Origin of the sequence: Sphingobacterium sp. B16(2022), from assembly GCF_012030425.1 — a bacterium.
Taxonomy (GTDB): domain Bacteria; phylum Bacteroidota; class Bacteroidia; order Sphingobacteriales; family Sphingobacteriaceae; genus Sphingobacterium; species Sphingobacterium anhuiense.
On record NZ_JAAUVN010000002.1, the window covers coordinates 290,731 to 312,852 of the forward strand.

General features: G+C 34.7%; 15 protein-coding genes. 4 read left to right on the top strand and 11 right to left on the bottom strand.

The window, feature by feature from the left end; translation table 11 throughout:
• Window positions 1-352: 352 nt before the first annotated feature.
• Together HCX49_RS11700 and fsa are read right to left on the bottom strand one after the other, a co-directional pair.
• Complete coding sequence (locus HCX49_RS11700; protein WP_021188479.1) at window positions 353-811, bottom strand: Fur family transcriptional regulator; 459 nt, start codon at window positions 809-811, stop codon at window positions 353-355.
• A gap of 100 nt (window positions 812-911) precedes the next feature.
• Window positions 912-1,571 (bottom strand): fructose-6-phosphate aldolase, encoded by a 660-nt coding sequence (fsa, locus tag HCX49_RS11705; RefSeq protein ID WP_021188478.1) that lies wholly within the window; start codon window positions 1,569-1,571, stop codon window positions 912-914.
• A 169-nt stretch (window positions 1,572-1,740) separates the two neighbouring features.
• Here fsa and HCX49_RS11710 point away from each other — a divergent pair, with 169 nt between their 5' ends.
• Window positions 1,741-2,961 (top strand): MFS transporter, encoded by a 1,221-nt coding sequence (locus HCX49_RS11710; RefSeq protein ID WP_132770834.1) that lies wholly within the window; start codon window positions 1,741-1,743, stop codon window positions 2,959-2,961.
• On the opposite strand, the gene HCX49_RS11715 is transcribed toward HCX49_RS11710, so the two are convergent.
• The 5 genes from HCX49_RS11715 to HCX49_RS11735 all read right to left on the bottom strand — a co-directional run bounded on the left by HCX49_RS11715 (window position 2,923) and on the right by HCX49_RS11735 (window position 12,657).
• Window positions 2,923-3,390 (bottom strand): aspartyl protease family protein, encoded by a 468-nt coding sequence (locus HCX49_RS11715; RefSeq protein ID WP_021188476.1) that lies wholly within the window; start codon window positions 3,388-3,390, stop codon window positions 2,923-2,925. The genes HCX49_RS11710 and HCX49_RS11715 overlap by 39 nt on opposite strands.
• 60 nt (window positions 3,391-3,450) lie before the next feature.
• Window positions 3,451-3,978, bottom strand: coding sequence for a helix-turn-helix domain-containing protein (locus HCX49_RS11720; protein ID WP_206368423.1), 528 nt, complete (start codon window positions 3,976-3,978; stop codon window positions 3,451-3,453).
• A 49-nt stretch (window positions 3,979-4,027) separates the two neighbouring features.
• A complete protein-coding gene (locus HCX49_RS11725; RefSeq protein WP_132770832.1) occupies window positions 4,028-4,966 on the bottom strand; it encodes a malate dehydrogenase in 939 nt (312 codons plus the stop codon).
• A gap of 127 nt (window positions 4,967-5,093) precedes the next feature.
• The gene (locus HCX49_RS11730; RefSeq protein WP_237682784.1) at window positions 5,094-7,397 is read right to left on the bottom strand and encodes a BamA/TamA family outer membrane protein; all 2,304 of its coding nucleotides are present in this window, start codon (window positions 7,395-7,397) and stop codon (window positions 5,094-5,096) included.
• Entirely contained in the window at window positions 7,387-12,657 is a 5,271-nt protein-coding gene (locus HCX49_RS11735; RefSeq protein ID WP_132770830.1) for a translocation/assembly module TamB domain-containing protein, read from the bottom strand. Before HCX49_RS11735 ends, HCX49_RS11730 begins: the two co-directional genes overlap by 11 nt.
• A gap of 287 nt (window positions 12,658-12,944) precedes the next feature.
• Here HCX49_RS11735 and HCX49_RS11740 point away from each other — a divergent pair, with 287 nt between their 5' ends.
• Window positions 12,945-13,376: a Dabb family protein gene (locus HCX49_RS11740; protein ID WP_132770829.1), complete on the top strand. Its 432-nt coding sequence runs from the start codon at window positions 12,945-12,947 to the stop codon at window positions 13,374-13,376.
• Window positions 13,377-13,436: 60 nt separating this feature from the next.
• On the opposite strand, the gene HCX49_RS11745 is transcribed toward HCX49_RS11740, so the two are convergent.
• From HCX49_RS11745 to HCX49_RS11760, 4 genes are all read right to left on the bottom strand, one after another.
• A complete protein-coding gene (locus HCX49_RS11745) occupies window positions 13,437-13,730 on the bottom strand; it encodes a DUF4342 domain-containing protein (RefSeq protein WP_037525171.1) in 294 nt (97 codons plus the stop codon).
• A gap of 69 nt (window positions 13,731-13,799) precedes the next feature.
• Window positions 13,800-13,994: a YqaE/Pmp3 family membrane protein gene (locus tag HCX49_RS11750; RefSeq protein ID WP_021188471.1), complete on the bottom strand. Its 195-nt coding sequence runs from the start codon at window positions 13,992-13,994 to the stop codon at window positions 13,800-13,802.
• Between the two features lie 131 nt (window positions 13,995-14,125).
• On the bottom strand, window positions 14,126-14,998 hold the full coding sequence (locus HCX49_RS11755) for a hypothetical protein (protein ID WP_168127144.1): 873 nt from the start codon (window positions 14,996-14,998) through the stop codon (window positions 14,126-14,128).
• Between the two features lie 292 nt (window positions 14,999-15,290).
• Window positions 15,291-17,906: a valine--tRNA ligase gene (locus tag HCX49_RS11760; RefSeq protein ID WP_132770825.1), complete on the bottom strand. Its 2,616-nt coding sequence runs from the start codon at window positions 17,904-17,906 to the stop codon at window positions 15,291-15,293.
• Between the two features lie 338 nt (window positions 17,907-18,244).
• On the opposite strand from HCX49_RS11760, the gene HCX49_RS11765 reads away from it, so the two are divergent.
• Together HCX49_RS11765 and HCX49_RS11770 are read left to right on the top strand one after the other, a co-directional pair.
• Window positions 18,245-20,125 carry an LTA synthase family protein gene (locus HCX49_RS11765; protein ID WP_132770823.1) on the top strand — a complete coding sequence of 627 codons (1,881 nt, stop codon included), beginning with the start codon at window positions 18,245-18,247 and terminating at the stop codon, window positions 20,123-20,125.
• Between the two features lie 9 nt (window positions 20,126-20,134).
• Window positions 20,135-22,066, top strand: a complete 1,932-nt coding sequence (locus HCX49_RS11770) for an LTA synthase family protein (protein ID WP_132770822.1) — start codon at window positions 20,135-20,137, stop codon at window positions 22,064-22,066.
• Window positions 22,067-22,122 lie beyond the last annotated feature (56 nt).

Here is a 22,122-nt window from a genome sequence, read left to right on the forward strand (position 1 = left end):
TGTTATAGAATTAAGTGTATTTTTAATTCTATTTAGCTTATTTAATATTTTGATAACCAGTATAGTGAGTATTAAATAGCTTAATGAATCATTATTTGTGATGTTGATAAACAATATACTTTCAGGTTCTGCTCGATTTTTAATATTTTGCTAAATGTGTTTTTATCAAATTCTTATTTATTAAAATTTAATAAAGTGTATTGTATCAATTATTTAGATTTCTTTTTGCTGAATTTTAGTTGATGATTAAGAAAGAATCTTAGCATCAGGATTTAGTAGAAGCGTGTGCAAAGTAAAGGTTTTTAGAAATACTGGTACCTTCCTTTGAATTCAGTAAAATTTTGTTTTTTTATTATTTTTCCTGACATTGATCGCATAGACCCAGGGCATTTATAGCTACAGCTTCAAGTTTGTAACCTTCAGGAATGTTGAAGGAGGGAAGTGTGATTTCATCCATACAAAATACGGAGTTACAGCTTCTGCAGATGAAGTGCACATGTTGGTCATGATGATTGTGCTCGGAGCAGTTGGTCGAACAGAGGGCGTAAGTAGCTGTACCATTTAGATCAAAAATTTTATGCAATATTCCCTTCTCCTCAAATGAAGCTAAAACGCGATAGAGGGTGACACGATCAATTTCTTTACCGATTAATTTTTCGAGCTCTGGTTGTGAAATGGCTGATTTCTTAGTCGATATAACTTCCAAAGTTCGCAGTCTAGGCTGTGTAACCTTAAGCTGATATTGTTTTAGTAAAGTTGTAAAATCGACACGCTCATGTACTGTTTTTTCCTGTTGTTGCTCTTTACTCATAATACAAAAATACATCATTATTCTAATATAAAAAAGCGGTCAGAAACAAGTTATTCATACTCGTTTCTGACCGTTTCTTTAAAGTCGTTTTATATCGATTTTATTTCCCTGCTGCCTTCGCGTGGTCAGCTAAGAAAGTAGCAAGACCACTATCTGTTAAAGGGTGTTTTAATAAAGCTGTGATTGCAGATAAAGGACCCGTCATCACATCAGCTCCAATCTTAGCACAACCTAAAATGTGTGCACTGTTACGTACCGAAGCGGCTAAGATCTGTGTTGGGAAACTGTAGTTATCATAGATTAAACGGATTTCTTCGATAAGTCCTAAACCATCTGTAGAAATGTCATCTAAACGACCAATGAAAGGTGAAACATAAGTAGCTCCAGCTTTTGCAGCTAGGAGTGCCTGACCTGCAGAGAAAACCAAAGTACAATTTGTTTTGATTCCTTTTTTGCTGAAATATTTAATTGCCTTGATACCATCTTTGATCATAGGAACTTTAACAACAATCTTGTCATCTAACTTTGCAAGTGCTTCTCCTTCTTTGATCATTTCTTCGTAGTTTGTAGAAATTACCTCCGCACTTACATCGCCATCTACGATAGCACAGATCGCTTTGTAATGATTGATTACATTCTCGTCACCACTGATTCCTTCTTTAGCCATTAAACTTGGGTTTGTTGTTACCCCGTCTAATACACCTAAATCTTGTGCTTCTTTGATTTGTTCTAAGTTTGCTGTGTCAATAAAAAATTTCATCTTGTATTGAATTGATTGTTAATTGTTTGGTTTATTTATCATTAAGTGGCAAAGTTATCGATTAAAATTCACTAATCTTGTGCAGAAATGAAATTACTGCACAAATATTGCTTAGTCATTACTGTTCATTTTAGATCATTCCTTTCATTTACTTCTATTATTCATTGATATGCAGATATTTCGTTCGCTTCAGTATCCAAATTTTAGATTACATATAATTGGCCAGGCAATCTCATTGATGGGCACTTGGATGCAACGTGTTGCTATAAGTTGGTTAGTATATAAGTTAACAGATTCTGTTTTCTGGTTAGGTTTTGTATCTTTCATCTCCCTGCTTCCTTCTTTGGTATTATCTCCATTTATTGGAAGTTTTGTCGATAAACATAAAAAGTATAAGCTTGTTTTTATTACACAAATAGGTCTAATGATTCAAGCAGGAATCTTAACACTATTAGTGTACCTGAAGATGGAAACAGTATTGTGGTTATCTATTTTGGGATTTGCACAAGGAGTAATCAACGCTTTCGATGTGTTAGGAAGACAATCGTTGATGGTACACTTAGTGGATAATAGAAAAGATCTGCCTAATGCAATAGCACTAAATTCTTCTATATTTAATGCCGCGCGTATGGTTGGTCCGGCTATTGGTGGTATATTATTGAGTACATACGGTGAAATGATGTGTTTCAGCAGTAATTTTCTGAGTTTTATCCCTGTTTTGATTACTTTATGGATGATGAATGTCACAGAAAGTACAGCAAGCTTAAGCAAAGGAAGTAATTGGCAGGGATTGGTCGAAGGGTTTTATTATTTGAAAAGATCGCCCCATATTTTTTCGCTTATTATAGTGATGACTTTTTCTAGCTTATTAGTGATTCCATATACTTCTTTATTACCTGCTGTAGCAAAAGAAATGTTTAATGGCGATGCAGGTACATTTTCATGGTTTGAAAGTGCAGCTGGTCTTGGGGCAATGATAGGTGCTATTAATATGGCACGGCTAAAATCGGGGACTAATATGCGCTACCAAGTAATGGGCGCAGCATTGTTAATGGGAGCTGCCTTGTTTTTACTCGGGCATTCATCTGTTTTAGTTCTTGCTCTCTTATATACGGCGATCGTTTCTTTCGCTATGATGATGCAGAACTCCAGTATTAATACGTATATACAGACGCATGCGATGCCGATCTATAGAGCACGAGCAATTTCTTATTATGTAATGGCGTTTCAAGGTGTTTTCCCTATAGGTAGTTTGCTTATAGGGGCTTTAGCAAGCTATTTCGGATTGCGTAGTGTCTTATACTTTATGGGCGGTGCAGGTGTTTTGATTGCTTTATCTTATTATTTATATTTACGTCTGCATATTCATAAAAGGCTCTTTAAGTTTTAACTTTCTCTTGAGTAATTTAAGCGTTTTCTTTTTGTAATCAATCACTGCGCCATAAGGAGCTAAAATATCTCCTCCGATCACTCCGATCACAGGACGTAGATTCATCTGTTCGTAAGCATAGTTAATAGAACTGAGGTCAAGAACTGCAGCCCTATAATTTTTTATTTTCCAATCATGGATTTTAAAAAGAGGAATATGAATCAAAAAACTTTCCATGTTATTCGTGCCTAAACCTGTTGAAAGCGTATCGGTACTTTCTAATTGGAATTGGTCTGTGTGAATTTTTTCTAATTGGTTTTTATCAAAAACAGTCTTTGAAGCTCCAGTATCTAAAACCATTAAATGGGTAGTTTCGTATAAAGTGACCTCTATTAAAATATGAGTGCCTTGCTCCTGTAATTGTAAAATCTGTAAGGGGATGATTGCCATATTCCAAACATAGAAAAAATATGTGCTTCATGAAAGTTAAAGTATCTTTATTTAGATAGATTAATGCACTTGATCTAAAGTTTGCCGTAAAGCGGTAGGATTATTTAAATTTTTAAACTGCGTTGGTGTTAAACCTGTGTTTTTTTTGAATTGATTGCTGAGATATGCAGTGCTTGAATAATTAAGCTTTTCAGCGATTTCAGCTAATGAAAGTTCATCGTAAATTAATAACTCCTTAATATATTCTATTTTTTGGAAGATAGCATATTTTTCAATACTGATACTTGCTACAGAAGAGAAGAGGGCACTTAAAGAGCTGTATTCAACATGTAAATGATCACTTAATATATCTGATAAATTTTTATTCAGATAGTTATAAGGACAGCGTGTATAATCGATGATCAGCAATTTTATTTTTTCAATAAGACGCGTGTTTCTATCATCGATTAATTCAAAACCAATAGCATGCAGATTTTCCTTCACTTTCTTTCGTTGTTCCGGTTGTAGTGAATGGTCCAACGTAACAACACCTAGTTGTAGATCATGATAAGGGATATGCAACTCTTTAAATATATTTTCTACAGCCATCTTACATCTATTGCAGACCATATTTTTAATAAAGAGTTGCATATTATTTTTATAAAACGTTAATATCTTTTAGTACATTATTCATGTTTCGAACAGCATCCGCACTTTTGTGTAGTTTTTGCTTTTCCTCTTCCGAAAGCTTCAAAGGTACAATTTTATCCCATCCATTTTTATTGATGATGACTGGAACACCTAAATTGATATCCGATAATCCAAATTCTCCATCCAAAAATACACTTGCTGTGAAAAGCTTGTTTTGATTTCTAACGATACTTTCAACGACAGCTGCAGTCGCTGCCCCAGGAGCATACCATGCAGAGGTTCCGATTAAGGATGTCAAAGTTGCACCGCCTACCATTGTTTTCTGAATAATTTCTTCTTGCTCCTCCTCTGTTAAAAAATCAGTTACAGGAATACTATTCCATGTGGCATGTTTGATCAGAGGAATCATAGTCGTATCGCCGTGACCGCCGACAACAATTGCATTAAGGTCACTTGCAGAAGCGTTTAATTTTTGACTTAGCTGATATTTAAATCGTGCAGAATCCAATGTTCCCCCCATACCTATGATTCTATTTTTTGGAAGACCAGAGCTTTTTAAAGCCAAATATGTCATGGTATCCATTGGATTTGAAACAATAATAATAATGACCTCAGGAGAATGTTTGATCAAATTATCAACTACTGTTTTAACAATATTTGCATTAGTGCCGATTAGTTCTTCTCTGGTCATGCCCGGTTTTCTCGGAATTCCTGAAGTAATAACTGCTACAGTGGAGCCTGCGGTTGCACTGTAATCATTCGTTACACCTATTATTTTTGAGTCGAATCCCAATAAAGCAGCAGTCTGTGACATATCTTGTGCCTTACCTTCAGCAAACCCTTCCTTGATATCTAAAAGGATGATTTCTTCAGCAACCTCTCTTCTAATTAAATTATCTGCAGTTGTCGCTCCAACTGCTCCTGCACCAACTATTGTAACTTTCATAAGCCTTTTAATTTTGGTCCTTAGACATTAATTTTTCTTTGAATTTACTCAATAAATAGTAGGAAAGCAATTAAGTTGTATAAAAAATGATAGGAAATAAAAAGGAGAACTTTCGTTCTCCTTTTTATTAAAATGGATAGCCAATAGCTAGATTAAACATTAAGTTGTCCTTGCGCCATCTGCTACTTCCTAAATCAATATCTTTCAAGACCCAACGCTCTCCTTTATCCAAATATGGAATACGGAATGGAATAGCAAAATCTGTTCTTAATATAAGAAAAGTAAAGTCAAATCTTAAACCTAAACCGCCACCGACAGCTAATTCAGTCAAGAAATCTTTGCTAAATTTTGCTCCGGGCTTTTCATCATCTGTATTTTGTAGCCACACATTACCGGCATCAATAAATGCCGCCCAATGGACAAAACCAGCCAATTTAGCACGATATTCTGTACTCATTTCCAATTTTATATCTCCAGTTTGATCAGCATAGAACTTATTGGTCCCAATGTTTTGAGGTTTTAAAGTTCCTGGACCAATTGCTCGAGCAGCAAAAGCGCGAATACTGTTTGGACCACCCACATAATACTGTTTTAGATAGGGTAAAGCACGGGAGTTACCATAAGAGTAACTTAGACCTAAACTGACTCGCGATGCTAATTGTGAATTTTCACTTAGTTTTAAATAATGTCTACCATCACCACTTACCTTGATATATTGAGAAAAATAAGCGTTGAATAATTTAAATGTTTTACCCTCATTGTAGTTGGCACCTTTTATCAATCCCAATACATTACCAGATAAATCTAAATTTCCTTTAAAATAAAAGGTGTTTTTTAGATTTTTGTTCATCATATTGGATAAAGTAAAATTATAATTTGGACCAATAGTAAACTGTGGCTCTATAGCATGTTTTAGCGTTGGTACCGTATCCATCTGGGCTTTATATTCGTCTGAAATACGGCTGGGCTGTACATATGTAATCTCTAATAATCCCAAATCATGTTGTTTCTCTTCAGATTCCTGCCAGATATAACCATAGTCTAGTTTTAGAGATCGTAATGTATATGCTCGAGTTCTATTTAAGAATTCAAATCCCGTTTTGATGTAGGTTTTTGGTATAAATCTACGACTGGGATTTATTTTGAAAGGCGAAAGAATACGGGGAAATGTTAAAGTAAGATCTGCACCATAGCGATAATAGCTTGAGTTTAGACTTACACTTCCACCGGTCTGTGTTTCGTATCCACCAAAAACATTTAGACTTAACAGTTCGGCACCTCTAAAGGCATTGCGTAATTGCCAGTTCACATTAAGTTCGGATCCATTATATACCGAAGCCATTTTTCCTAACAATTCGAGACGAATAGATTTCTTAGGAAGAGGAGTAAGATAGTAATATACATCTAGTCCGTTTTTGACATCTTTACTATCAACGAAGTTGTTTTTAACAAATTTGAAGCTATTTAGATTTACAAGATGACTGATTGTTTTATTATGGGCACCGCGATTATAACGATCTCCTTTTTTAAAGAAGATATGGTTAGCTATAACGGGTTTTCTAAAGGTATTTTTTGGATCTATAAAGTAATATGAACTATCGAATAATTGCGCATTACGTGGAGCACGTTGATATCCTGTACCTTCGTCCGTATAATTTGGATAGATGTATATATTATTTATCTTGGATGGTGATTTAGCTATAACAGGTGTTTCAGGTTTAATAGTGACATATAAATTGACTTTATTATCTCCAATTGTACTATCTGCTTCCACCAATATATAGTCAGGACTGAAATAATAGTACCCAATATTTTTAAGTTCATTATCAATCCGATCACGTTCATTCAGGATATCATCTAAACTATAATGCTTACCAACCTTTAAAAGAGACTTATCACGAGATAGGAGTATATCTCGGCCAAGCTGTATCGTACTGTCTACATTAAACGTAACAGATTTTATTTTATAAATCAGATTAGTCGTCGCAATATAGTGTATGGTCGCTTCTTTATCCTTAATTGTAGTGTCAGACTTTACCTCTGCATTAAAGAAACCAATATTTTCAAGTCGATTTCTTAACAGGTTTTCATTATATTCCCTATTTACATCACTCAATAAAACGGGTTCTTCACCCATTTTTTTTAGTTGTCTGCGAATGAAGTTTTTTCCAACTGAATCACCAGCCATGTTGTTGAAAGCTAGTTTGTAACGCCATCCAAAAAGTGTCTTATTGGGTTTGGGCATTAATACCTGTTCCAGATGCGTAGCTAAGGCCTTTTTATGTTCTTTGGAAATCGTATCCGATTCAATATCGACATGGCCATCCACATATAAGGACTGACCCTCTTTTAAATTTTTTGTGGTCGAACAAGAAGCAATGAAAAGCCCTATAAATACAACAAAAGCTATAAATTGATTGCTATTTTTCATTATTCTCCCTTTCTTCATTTCTAATCACTTTTTCTCCTATTGTATCTGTTTTCTGATTCGTTGAATCAGTCTTATTGCTTGGTTTGGTTTGCTGGATTTGTTTTCTATCCAAGTAACGTTCTTTATATTTCTTAGGATCGTTACGCATCATACTATCTCGAATTGCAAAGCGGACGCTGTCCCTGTAAACGGAGTCGGTTTCCATACGTTCTACGTCAAAACGTTTACGGAAATTTTTGCTTCGGGTATTATATTCATTTAATTTTTTAGAATTCATCCAAATTTCTCTGAATTTATTGTAGCTCATATTGATGATAAATCCAATACCTGTTTCAACATATTGGCCCTGAAGTGTTACTTGATATTGGTTTTTCCGATATACGCGAGCGAAATAGCGACCATCTTGAGACAGTTGATAATCTAGACTAATATCTCCGGCAATATTCGCAGCTTGCTCTCCAGGTCTTGAATTCCCTTCAACTTCAAAATTCGAACCTATAGTGATTTTCAAACGGTCGTTAAATAGCATTTTTGAAACACCAATATTTAAATCGGTACGTGTTTCCCCAACTCCAGTTGTAAAATCCTGCTCGGATTGTAAGTCAAAATCTAATTCCACTCCTTTAATTAAATCCGAAGCTAGTCGGTTTAACTGTGACGTTAGTAATGAACTCACACTATTACGTGCCATAGATTCGACACCGCCACCACCAGATAAACTTTCAAATGGATTAGAAGCCAAAAAGCGTCCTAATACGATCAATGAGAAAACCTGCTTATTCATTTCAGAAGGGTCTGTTCGTATTTGTGAAAGGGCATTATTGACTTTACTCACCACATCTTGAGACGCAATGGCGTTATTTTCATCCAGATCAATATCAAATCCTAGTTTAGGCTCGAATAACTTTTCTGTGATTAATAAATTGACATTAAATGGTACTCGCTGTTTGTATAGATTAGAATTATCTGCACCAAGTTGAGTTTGTACCAATTCCAGGGTAGGGGCCTTGACTTTGTATACTGCAGTGATATCCATTCTCGCATCTAGCGGGTCTCCTGCCCATGTAATTGTACTTCCTTCTTTAAATAAGAACTCACGTTTCACAGGCCCAAAAGAAAACGAATAACTTCCTTTGTCGACCGTATAAGTTCCCGACATGGTGATTTTGTTACTCGCATCGATACCTGCATTTAATTCAGCTTCACCTTGGATGTTTAAGGCGTCCTGAGATCCTTCGTCAAGAATAACTTTGAATTTAGCATTCTTGTCAGTTTGAAGATTCAGCGTCACATCGATTCCTGTTAATTTTGTTGTTGTTAGTGAATCCAATTTTGCAAAAACATTTGCTCTTGTTGTATCACTTTTATCAACAAATTCTACGACACCTTTTCGCTCCACCATACCAGGGTCATCATTCGGCATAATGAATACAAAATCAGTTTTATCTTGAACTTTGATATTTCCATCGACAACAGGTTTATCCAATGTGCCTCTTATACGTAGATCAGAAGAAACGTACATTTTACCAAAGAACAGATCATTATCCTCCCGAGTCGAATTCACAACTTCAAAGTTATCAGTCTTAAGATTCAAATTAAAGTCATAATCTGTATAGTTTTTAGTTAAAATGGTACCATTCAAATCACCAGTATTGCCTTTTTTATCTTTGATGTTGAAATTGGATAAAGAGATTCCCCTATTATCAAAACTAATTTTTTCGTTATCAATTAAGAACGCCGCATTAAGCATAGCAACATTAAATTCAGCACCATTAAAATTCAGATCACCGTTGATAACAGGTCTATCAGTCGTACCGGATATTTTAAGCTCTCCTTGGACATCCCCTTTAGATTCTTTTAAGTACCCAAAGCTGAAAGCTTGAATTGTCTTCATTTTTAAAGGAGCAATGTTGAGCGTAGCATCAAAAGTAGCTTCTCCAGTTGGAGGACTTATAAACTCTCCGATTAAACTGACGTTATTGCCATTTTCAGTAATACTGACATTGGCTGCATACGTGTTTTCTTTTTCATTATTAACTTTAATATTGACATTTCCAATTGTATCCGTCCCTAAGTAAAATTTATCAATTCCAATATCTGATACAAAAACAGGGTTACTTTCAAGGCGTGAAATCGTTGCTTGTCCATTAATACCACCACCAATATTCATGTCATCAGCGGCAATCATTTTACTGAGGGTCTCAATTCTGAAATTTTTAAAAAGTAGATCTATAGGTGAATTCAGAACACTATCCTGTGATTTAATTTCCAATAACTGTCCCTTGTTTTCCAGAATGAAATTATGAGCTTGAATACCCGCTTTACCAAAGGATAAAACATTCGTACTATCGACATTCCATTTATCATAATTTAGCATTAATCCATCTTCTAGTAAGCTAAAAAGAAAGTTGCCACGATCTACTTTCATATGGGCACCTAAATGGTACTGTTCTTTATCTTTTTTGTCTTTAATCCAAACGCCAAAATCTAAGTTATTTTTAATGACTTTACCACTGAGTACCGTATTGATCAATTCGATATTGCTAACTTTTATTTTGTTAATCAAAGCAGAATAATACATGGTGCTGTCAACTGTTGTCAGATCAAAAGTCACACTATTAATATCTGTGCCTGCATAAACAATTTTTGGTGCATCGAGCTTAGCCTGGATTAACTTGTTCTTACTATTAAACATACCATCAAGTGTGATGTCTTTCATTTCAGTCAGATCAGGTAAGAAGTCCTTTATAAATTTTGTTCTGGTCAACTGAGCAGAAAATTCAAATTGTTGATCTTCGTATTTTGGAATGGTTACAGGAGCTCCAGGTTGATAATAAACGTGTGCAATGTCTTGTATTGCTGTACCAAGCTCCATTAATTTATATTTACCAACTAAATGGGCATTTAAAAAGGCAGATTTTAACATTAAAAGATTTGAGCTGCTATCCGAACGAGCGATAATTGAAATACTATCAAGAGTGTAGCGGTCATTATTGTATGCAATTGAAGAATTGATGATATGTGCTTCTCCATTCAGGAAATTAGGGTCTGCTGTTTCAAAATTTCCGACCATTTTGCCATGATAACGGAAGTCATCATCCATTAACTTTAAATTCTGTAAATTAATGCTATCGACCATCAGTTCAAAATCGACTTTCGGATATTTTGCATGCATATTCGCGGTAGCATTTAAATTGAATTTGACATTTGGATCAATACTATTAATTGAAGCTTCGATATCGCCTGCATTAGCATTCATATTCATATCGATATTATGGTATTGATATCCTAAAGCATCCAGACGGATTAGTTTTCCGTCCACATTCGCTATCGCTTTTTTAGGATCTAATCCATGCCCTTTTACGTTGGCTTCAAATGATAAGATACCTAAAACAGAATCTTGTTTCAAAATTTTTCCGATGTCAAAGTCTTTAATAGATACGTAAGCATCATATGTCGTATCACGCTTTGCCATATCAAATTTACCATTTACTTTAGCAGTTCCTTTTTCCGTCACTAAGGATAAATTGGTGTTGAATGATTGCATTCCCCCTTTAAATGTTCCAGTAAGCCCTATTGCATTTGGAAGTTCAAGATTTTTAGGAAATAATGATTTGGCAACAAGTTGTTCAATATCAGATCGGCCAGTTGTGAATTTTTTGAGCGTAAGGTCAATAGACATCTTATCAACATTAGGAAGACCCTTGAGTCTAGCACTGGCAATTACTTTTGTATTCGATAATGTGCTGAAATCTAAGTGTGGGATATTGAGATCGTTCAGTTTTCCCATTACTTTTCCGTCAATATTGAATTTTTTATTCATGAGCGGATGCATGATCTCCATAGTATCCAAGAACGGAGCAAAATAATAAATATCGCGCATATCAACATGACTCTTTTTAATGTTGGCATTGACAGTAAGCAATTCAGGTTTTTCCGATATAGCCTCTAAAGAAGGATAAGATATTTTAATATAATCTTGTAATAATGTTTTAGAAGTTGCAGCATACAGATTTTTGATCTCAGCACCTGTATTGGTATAGATAAAATCACCTTTTAGATTTTTAATTTCGAAACCGGAGTGATCTTTTGCTGTTAATGATTTTAGCGATCCGCTAATTGAATCTGCGCTATAATACAAATCAGTCATCGCAGTATTGATCGCAGGGATTTTAATATTGAAATAATCAAATCCTTTCATCCGTGCTTGATTGTCATCTTTATACCATACATTGGTATTATTGATGTTGATGTCCGAAACAGAAACAATCCAATTAACCTTGGATGGTGCTGATGCTGTTGTATTTTTATCTGCGGCTGGTTTAGTTATTTTTGCTATTTTATCAAAAAACACCTGTGAATCAGATCCTTCTAAATTAATCTTTTTTATTGAAACAATTTCCTTATTAAGATCAATACTATTAATATCCGCGTGTAGCTTTTGAATGGCAAACCTTGTTCTCAGTTTTCCCGCTTTATCTTCATATCGAACATTGATATTTCGCAGGTCTGCCGTATTAATACCAATATCAGGTAATAAAGAAGTGGCAATTGCAGTGGAATCAGTAATTCCAAAATCTTCAACACTGGGGCCATCGCCTTCTTGGGTAGGATTCCATTGTGTGACTAATGCACTTAAGCCGTCAATAGTAACTTTTGGCATATCAAATGCCATATTTTTTGTCAAGTCAAATTTCTTGATCCTGGTGTCAAAATGTTTCAAATAGACGTCAGCGCTCGTGCCAATTACGTCATCGGCATATACCACATGAAAACGATCAAAGATAACTTTGTCCATATTGAATACCATAGCAGAAGAAGTATCAGTTTTTGCTTTGGTACTTTCAGGACTCGCAAATGCTTTTATGATATAGTCAAAATTGAAACTGCTGTCAGGCATAGACCGACGTATTTTTGCGGTAATGCCAGTAGCCTCCAGTTGCTGGATTTCTACTGTACTTTTTAGTAGTTTCATCATATTGATGTCCACTTTGATGGCCTCACCTGCTACTAATGTATCTCTAGATTGATCTTCCAGATAGATGTTCTCTAAAACAAGTTTTTTTGGAAATTCAATATTGATGCTACCAATATGAAAGGGCGTGCCAATTTTGCCCTCAACATAAGTGGCTACTTTTCCGGCAATAAAATTTTGCACGGAAGGAAGTCGAATCAAAAAAATAATGAGAAGTAAGAGTCCAATGACAGATCCAATAATCCATAAAAGGGTCTTTAATGCGATACGGCTAAATTTATTCAAAATATTTTTTAGTCTTTATATAAACCTTAATTTATTATTATAACGTAAAACAAGTGATTATGTTTATATCTTATTTACTATTTTACATTTAATTTTATTACAAAGAAGGATGGATATTCCAGTTTTTCTCCAAGAACTAAATATAGGGAGAAGTATTTGTAATGTTGTCGAAATTAATCAAAAATAGTGCCTTATTTCTAGTATACAACCTCTATTTTTAAGTTTGGCTTTTAGATTGGTTTTTTGCTTTTTTTCTACGTATATTCGAGATAATCAACATAAAACAAATGGAAAGAAAGAAATTTTTAAGCTCATTAGCGCTAGCGAGCGTTGGTGGAACAGTACTGACTTCATGTCTAAATACACAAAGTAATAATGAAACAACAATAACACAAGCCGGATTCAATGCCGGATTTATATTTCATAGCGTCTATTTCTGGTTAAAAGAAGGAATCACGGCAGAGGAAGATAAGGATTTTTTAAAGTTTTTTGACATTTTGAAAAAAGTGCCAGGAGTACAATCTTGCCATATCGGTAAACCCGCTAAAACTAATCCAAGACCAGTGGTCGATAATTCTTTTTCATATCATATCATGTTGACCTTTGAAAATCTGGAAGCAATTACAAAATATGAAGAACATCCAGATCATCTAGCTGGGATTGATCAATATAGTAAGTATTGGGTAAAAGTAGAAGTAAAAGATACGGTTATTAGCTAGTTCTTAATAAAAAGCATAATGTGAAAGAGAGGATCATAAGTGCTCTCTTTCATATGTCTATCATTTTACTTCAATACTCTGAGATGTGTTTTGATTGTCTTGGTCATTATCATCTTTTTCTTGTCGCTCGACAGTTATTTTGCATTCTGTCAATAAAGCCGCCATAGCACCAACTGCTGCAAATATAGGGGCAAAGATGAGGCCTATAGCACCTACAGTAACAGGGAAACTCATGATTTCTTTTCCTGATTTATCGGATATGCTGATTTTCGTCACATTTCCATCCGCAATGAGTTCTTTAATCTTCTTTAGTAGATTTTCACCTGTAATCGAGAAAGTTTCTTTAATGCTCATAATGATTTGATTTTTAAAATGATGTCCAATAAATATAATCATTATTGTCCAAATAATTGGATAGAAATGTTAAAAGCGTTGCTCACGCTTAAACTGATTAAATCTGGATTTATTTTTACCATCAACTCGTGAAGCTACTGCCCATATTGCCGCGGGCAACCAACCGATAAGTGTGCATTGCAAAATCAAACATAAAATTCCAGAAAATATTTTCCCTCTTAAAAAAAAGGAAAGCCAAGGTAATAATACTGCTATTAAGATCATATCTTTTGTTTCTTTGTTTAGCCAAAGATAAATCCTACAATAATTTATTCACGTCTTTTTTAGGTAAACCTAGAAAAAGCATCGGCGAACATAGGTTATAAAAAGGTGAATAAATTCCTTCTTTCAATTGCTTACCTCATTTCGATGAGCTCACTTAACGTTTTTCCATCCCAGGTGTATTTCTTTTGACTTTTTGTTTCCTTGTAATTCGGCTCATCTAAATTGTCATCAATATTTTCGCCTTCAACTATTTTTTTATAGATCATAGTGGGATCACCTTTATGTTCGGAGGAGAACAAGATTGTTTCATCATAATAGAATACACCCGCATCAGAAACAGACATTTTGCTTGGAAAATGAATTAATTCTTGACCAGTCCATGCAAAATAGTAATATTGGGTAGCGATTCCACATGCCTCACCTAAAAAAGCAGAACGATGAATATTTTTAATGTTTTTTAATCCCATTCCTCCTAAGATCTTAGTCTCGGTACCAGTTTGATCATTTACCTCAGCTTGATATGAAGCGCGCGCAATAACGTTTTTTTCTCGATCAAAAACTTTGAGTTCGGCGTCATAATAAGATGGTGAATTTTCAGTAAAGGATCTGAATTTTTTAAAACCATAAATGAACTGTTCGCCCTCCTGGTTAAGTATGCTGTTGAGAGCTAGTAAACCTAACCATATAAAACCCTCTTTTTTGACATTGTCTTTTATAAAACTAATTTTATACCATGGCGCATAAAATCCTCTTATCGTACTTCCATTGTACCCCTCACTGTTAATAACAACCATTGCGCCCTCTTGTAGAGAATCGACCAACTTCGATTTAGTATCCGCATTTTCACGGACATATGCCACGTCAGCGAATACATAAGCTGTATCACCTTTCTGAAAATTCCATAAAGTGTATTCATCACTGACAGCATACGCTGCAGGTTGTTCCTGTGCACGAACCAATAAAAAGGTAATTGAAAATAGAAAGAGAAGTGCTTTTTTTTTCATGTTTTTAACAATCTAGTTTTTTTGTGTAAAATACTTATTTTGGAATGATCATAATCAATTAGATGACAAATTTGATTCCAATTAGGGATATGAATGTAATTATTTTTACACATCATTATAAATGAAAATATTGTTCAGTTCTATGCGTTTGAATTTTAATTGTTTATATCGTCTTTTAAACGCACATATTTTTAATATAGGGTAGCATTGGCTATGGGGATGAAACGCTAAAATTTAAGAGGGCCAATTTTCATTAAAATTGGCCCTCTTAAATTTTTAATTCTGAAATGATTTAAGCAAGACTAGCTAAGCTATCTTCTAATATTTTAATTTTAGATTCAGCATCAGCTTTCTTGTTTTGTTCATTTTGAATAATTTCTGGCTTCGCATTTTGAACAAAACGCTCATTCGATAATTTTTTGTCTACAGAAACGAGAAATCCTTTTAAATAATCAATTTCTTTTGTGATTCTTTCACGTTCAGCGTCTACATCTATGTTTTCTTCAAGCGCAACATAACATTCTTCTTTGCCAGCTAAGAAACTAACTGCTCCAGCTACTTTTTCTTGAACAAAGGTTAGTTTTTCAATGTTAGCCAACTTGATAATACTTTCTTGATAGTTTGTAAAATCAATTTCTGTTGCATTGATAGCTAACGGTAAAGCAATTTTAGGTGAAATCTGCTTAGTATTACGGATATTTCGAACTTCAGAAATAATCTGCTGAACAAAAGTAAATTCCTTAATGATTTTTTGATCGATAGCGCCAACCGTTGGATACTCTGCAACAATGATACAATCTTTTGCATCGCGTTCTCCAAATAGTTCATCATGCCAAAGTTCCTCAGACAAGAAAGGCATAAAAGGATGAACCAATGTAAGTATACGTTTGAAAAATCCCTTTACCACTTCAAAAGTTTCCGTTTCAAGAGGAGTTTGATACGCAGGTTTTACAAGCTCTAAATACCAAGCACAGAAATCATCCCATACTAATTTGTAAGTAGACATCAGGGCATCGGATAGGCGATAATGATTAAAGTGATCTTCGATCTCAATTAAAGTAGCATTAAATTTGCTTTCAAACCATTTTGCCGCAGTTTTCTGAGCTTCAGTTGCAGGAGCATCTATAGTCTCTAAACCTTTAACTAAACGGAATGCATTCCATATTTTATTCGCAAAATTACGACCTTGCTCACAGTAAGAGACATCAAACATTAAGTCATTTCCAGCAGGCGAAGAAAGTAGCATACCTACGCGTACACCATCGGTGCCGTATTGAGCCATCAGTTCGATCGGATCAGGAGAATTTCCTAATGATTTGGACATTTTCCGGCCCAATTTATCACGAACGATACCTGTTAGATATACATTTTTGAAAGGAGCTTTACCCGTATATGCATGTCCCATGATCATCATACGCGCTACCCAGAAAAATAAAATTTCGGGAGCTGTTACTAAATCATTTGTAGGGTAGTAATAGTTGAATTCTTCATTTTCAGGGTTGCGAACCCCGTCGAATACCGACATAGGCCATAAACCAGACGAGAACCATGTATCGAGTACATCTTCCTCCTGACGGATCGCACCAGCAACTTTACCTTGAGATTCAAACTCTTGAATTGCCTCAGATTCAGTTTTTGCAACTACCCATTCGTTTTTTTCATTGTACCATGCCGGAATACGTTGACCCCACCATAGCTGACGAGAAATACACCAATCTTTTACATTTTCCATCCAATGCTTGTAGCTGGATGTAAATTTGTCTGGAATTAAATTTACTTCTCCGCTTACAACATAATCTAATGCAGGTTGAGCTAATTTATCCATTTTGCACCACCATTGCATGGAAAGTTTTGGTTCAATAGCAGCATCAGTACGCTCTGAAAAGCCTACTTGAGATTTATAATCTTCAATTTTTTCGATCTGATTGACTTCCTCTAAAAGTTTCGCAATTTTTTTACGAGCAATGAAGCGGTCTTCACCAACTAAAATTTGAGCATTGGCATTTAATGTTCCATCATCGTTTAATAAATCAATGATTTCTAAGTTATGTTTTTGACCTAAAGCATAATCATTCAAATCGTGAGCAGGAGTTACTTTAAGGCAACCTGTACCAAATTCTATATCCACGTATTCATCTTCGATGATTGGAATCTCACGATTTATTAATGGGATAATAACTGATTTACCTTTTAGGTGTGTATAGCGCTCATCATTAGGGTTAATACAGATAGCTGCATCGGCCATGATCGTCTCTGGACGAGTCGTAGCAATGATGATTTGTTCATTTGAATCCTTAATTTGATAACGGATGTAGTATAGTTTTTGGTTGACCTCTCTACGGATTACCTCTTCATCAGATAAAGCTGTTTTTCCCTGTGGATCCCAGTTTACCATACGGACACCACGGTAAATATAACCTTCTTTATAGAACTTGATGAAGGTGTCAATCACTGATTCTGATAAATCAGCGTCCATTGTAAATTTTGTGCGTTCCCAATCACATGAGGCACCTAATTTCTCAAGTTGTTTTAAGATGATGCCACCATATTTCTCTTTCCATTCCCAAGCATGTTTTAAGAAATCTTCACGCGATAATGATTTTTTATCAATTCCCTGCTCTTTCAACATAGCGACAACCTTTGCTTCAGTTGCAATAGAGGCATGATCGGTTCCAGGGACCCAACAAGCATTTTTACCCTGCATACGTGCTCGACGAATCAATACATCTTGAATGGTATTGTTCAGCATATGTCCCATGTGCAATACACCGGTGACGTTCGGAGGAGGCATTACTATTGTGTACGGTTCACGCTCATCAGGTGTAGAACGGAAAAATCCGTTCTCCATCCAGTAGCTGTACCATTTGTCTTCAGCTTCTTTAGGATTGTAAGTTTTTGCTATACTCATGATAATTTTTTTTCAAAATCGTTTGCAAATTTAGCGAATTTAGTTGTTTTATAGAAGTTTAATATTGCTATTTCAAAAATTGGTTTTCGACTCATTTATGCTTTTCATTGCGTATAAAACCACATTAGTAAATGTAAATATATAATTAAGAGTATATCTTAAATTTTATCAAGCTTTAATGTGTTGAGTATGATCTTGTTGTAGTGTTGGTTTTGCAACCATTTCTCTTGTAAAATTGAAATTGACCTTATGGTAATATTTTTATAACATAATCATAACATTTTAGACTATTATTACTGAAATAGCGTACATTTGCGTGTTTTACATAAATACTAAAAATGAATAGAATTGCCAATGAGTTAAAGGCCCTAACTCAGTACTTTTTATTTTGGCTTATCATATGTTTTATTGATCGATTGCTGTTTATAACAGCTTTTTTTGATAAAATTGGATCGAAAAATTTCTCAGAGATTTTCAAAATCTATTATCACGGCCTTAGTTTAGATTTTTCAGCAGTATCCTATATCTGTGCAGTTCCATTTCTTATCTACTGTATCTTATCTTTTTTACCGAATGTACATTATAAAAGAAAAATATTGGATGTGTACACCATCACTTTGCTCGTTATTTATTTTGTTGTTTCTTTTATTAATATCAATATTTATCGGGAATGGGGCGATAAAATTTCAAAGAGAGCAATTGATGCTTTTTTAGCATCACCATCTGGAGCCGTTGCTTCTGCCGAATCAACACCTGTATTCTTTCCAGTTTTTGGAATGATTGTCGGAATCGTTGTGGGCTATTTTTTATATCGTTGGATGTTCAAAAAAGTGCATTTTTATAATATTAAGTTGCCTTGGCAGAATGCTATTAAATTATTGATTGGTGCTATTTTGCTATTTACCTTTATAAGAGGAGGATATGGAAGAGCAACTTTAAATCCGAGCAAAGCTTATTTTTCTGAGCAAAGCTTTTATAATCATGCTGCGGTAAATACACAATGGGCACTGTTGCGGGACTATTTTGCGAAAAGTACCCGGTTAAAAAGTCCTTATCAGTTTTATAATGATGAAGCCCAGCTCCATTCGACTTTAAAACCAGCATTTAATGCAAATCCAGATTCATCCGTTTCTATATTGACTACGAAACGTCCCAACGTTGTTGTTATCATGTTAGAAAGTTTTGTTGGCGGTCTTATTGAATCAATGGGAGGAGAAAAAGGAATTACACCAAATTTTGAGAAATTAATTAATCAAGGCGTATTTTTTGATCACATTTATGCGGCCGCAGATCGATCTGATAAAGGAATGGTGGGAATATTCAGTGCCTTTCCGGCACAAGGACCCGAAAGCATTATCAAGTATATCGATAAACATGAGAATTTGCCGGCCGTAGGTCAAGAATTAAGCAGTGCAGGTTACCATGGCTCATTTTATCATGGGGGTCAAAGTGAGTTTTACAATTTTAAATCGTACATGTTGATGCACGGTGTTTCGAAAGTTGTCGATAATGCAAACTTTGGTGTAGATGTTTCACGGGCTTCATGGGGTGTCTATGACCATATTGTATTAAAACGAATGCTACATGATTTTGATACCGAGAAAACCCCCTTCTTTTCAACAATTTTTACACTAATCAATCACGAACCCTTTAACTTGCCAGGGCGTTATAAATTTGGGACCAAATCAAATGCAGATAAATTTAGAAGCACGGCCTTCTATACAGATTCGATTGTTTATGATTTTATTAATCAAGCCAAAACCAAAAGCTGGTATAAAAATACCCTATTTGTTGTTGTAGCAGATCATGGACACCGGTTGCCTGCAGAGAAATGGGAGTTGTCTAACCCGCATCGTTTTCATATCCCACTTTTATTTTTTGGCGATGTAATCAAACCCGAATTCAGAGGTAAAAAAATCGACCGTATCGGTAATCAGACCGATATGGTAGCTACATTGCTTCATCAATTAAATCTTCCGGCTACTCGATACCATTGGAGTCGCGACTTATTGAATCCAACCACACCTCAAATTGCGTTTTACAATTCTAAAGATGCTTTTGGTGTAATTACACCAGATCAAGTCGTGAGTTTTGATAATGTAGGGAAGATTATTAATTATAAACAGAATAGTGACTATTCTCCTGTAAAAACAGATAGTTTACTCAATATAGGAAAAGCTTATTACCAAGAAGTGTATAAAGAGTTTTTAAAATATTAGATAGAAAATATGATAAAGTTGAAAGGTTCATTTGCACCATATCTCGGTTTGCTGATTAGATTTCTCATACTGTTGTTAATTTATGCTTTTTTAAGACTGGGTTTTTATGGGATTAATTATGCTCTTTTTCCCCATGTAAATAGTGCTCAATTATTGTATATGTTATGGGGTGGGGTTAAATTTGATATCGTAGCACTACTATATTTAAATATACTCTATTTATTGATGCAGATTATTCCTGCACCATTCAAGTATAATACCTTATATCAAAAAATAGCAAAGTGGATTTTTATTATTACCAATTCAATCGGAATCGCTTTAAATTTAGTTGATTTTGCTTATTATCCATTTACCTTGAAACGAACTACAGGGACGGTATTTGATCAGTTTGCAAATGAAAAAAATTTAGGTTCCTTGGCTATAGATTTTTGCCTTGACTACTGGTATCTTTTTATACTATTTGCGATATTGATTTATGCTTTAATTAAGCTATATGATCTCGTACAAGTGCAGCGTCCACTACTGTTTAGATGGCCTACATATAGCATTCAATCGGCTTGTTTTTTAATTGCTATTTTTCTGTTTATTGGAGGTGTTCGTGGAGGATGGGCGCATAGTACAAGGCCTATTACATTAAGTAATGCAGGAGATTATGTAACGAATCCCGAAGAGATGAATATTGTATTAAATACCCCTTTTAGTTTAATGAAGACGTTAAAAGCGGTTAATTTAAAACCTATTCATACGTATACAGAACAAGAGCTGACTACAATTTATAATCCTGTTCATTATCCTCAAAGTAAGGAGCCTTTTAAAAAAATGAATGTTGTCTTTCTAATTTTGGAAAGCTTTGCAAAAGAACATTTTGGAGAGTTAAATAAAGATATTCAAGGCGGACAGTATAAAGGATATACACCATTTTTGGATTCTTTAATCCGGGAAGGATATACTTTTGAACATACCTATGCTAACGGACGTAAATCAATTGATGCATTGCCTTCTGTTATAACAGGAATACCATCTGTAGGTGAACCATTTGTATTGTCGGTATATTCAGGTAATAAAACGACCAGTATTGCTAATTTGTTAGCAAATAAAGGTTATGAAACAGCATTTTTTCACGGTGCTCCAAATGGAAGTATGGGATTTTCTGCATATATGAAGTTAGCCGGTATTCAACATTATTATGGTAAAAACGAATACAATAACGATGCAGACTTTGACGGTATCTGGGGCATATGGGACGAACCGTTTATGCAATATATGGCTAATGAAATTAACACCTTTAAACAGCCATTTTTTGCAAGCTTCTTTTCGCTTTCTTCTCACCACCCTTTTAAAGTACCCTCAAAATATGAAGGAGTTTTTCCAAAGGGACCTTTACCTGTTCAAGAACCTATAGGTTATACTGATAATGCACTGCGTCAATTTTTTAGAACTGCATCTTCTATGTCTTGGTATAAAAACACCTTGTTTGTTATCTGTGCAGATCATGCAACGGTAAGTGCATTGCCAGAATACCAGACTGCGGCCAATAGTTATGCGATTCCTATTATCCTTTACCATCCAGGAGGAGATTTAAAAGGTAGAAGTGATAAATTGGCGCAACAGATAGATATCATGCCTACAGTATTAAATTATTTGAATTATGATAAACCATATTTTGCATTTGGTTTCGATGCATTAAATCCAACAAAGGAAAATTTTGTAGTCAACAATAATTCAGGAATATTTAATTTTTATTACAAAGATTATTTGCTGATCAACGATGGAATAAAAAATATTTCCCTCCACAATCTAAAAGAAGATAGGTTGATGAAACATGATTTATTGAAACAACCACCCCTAGTGCTAGATACCATGGAAACAAAATTTAAAGCTTTTGAACAGCAATATAATAACCGAATGATCGAAAATAAATTAATTTACGACGGTAAATAACTGAATTATTATCATTTATATTAAGCATTACCCCACAAAGGTGATGCTTTTTGTAT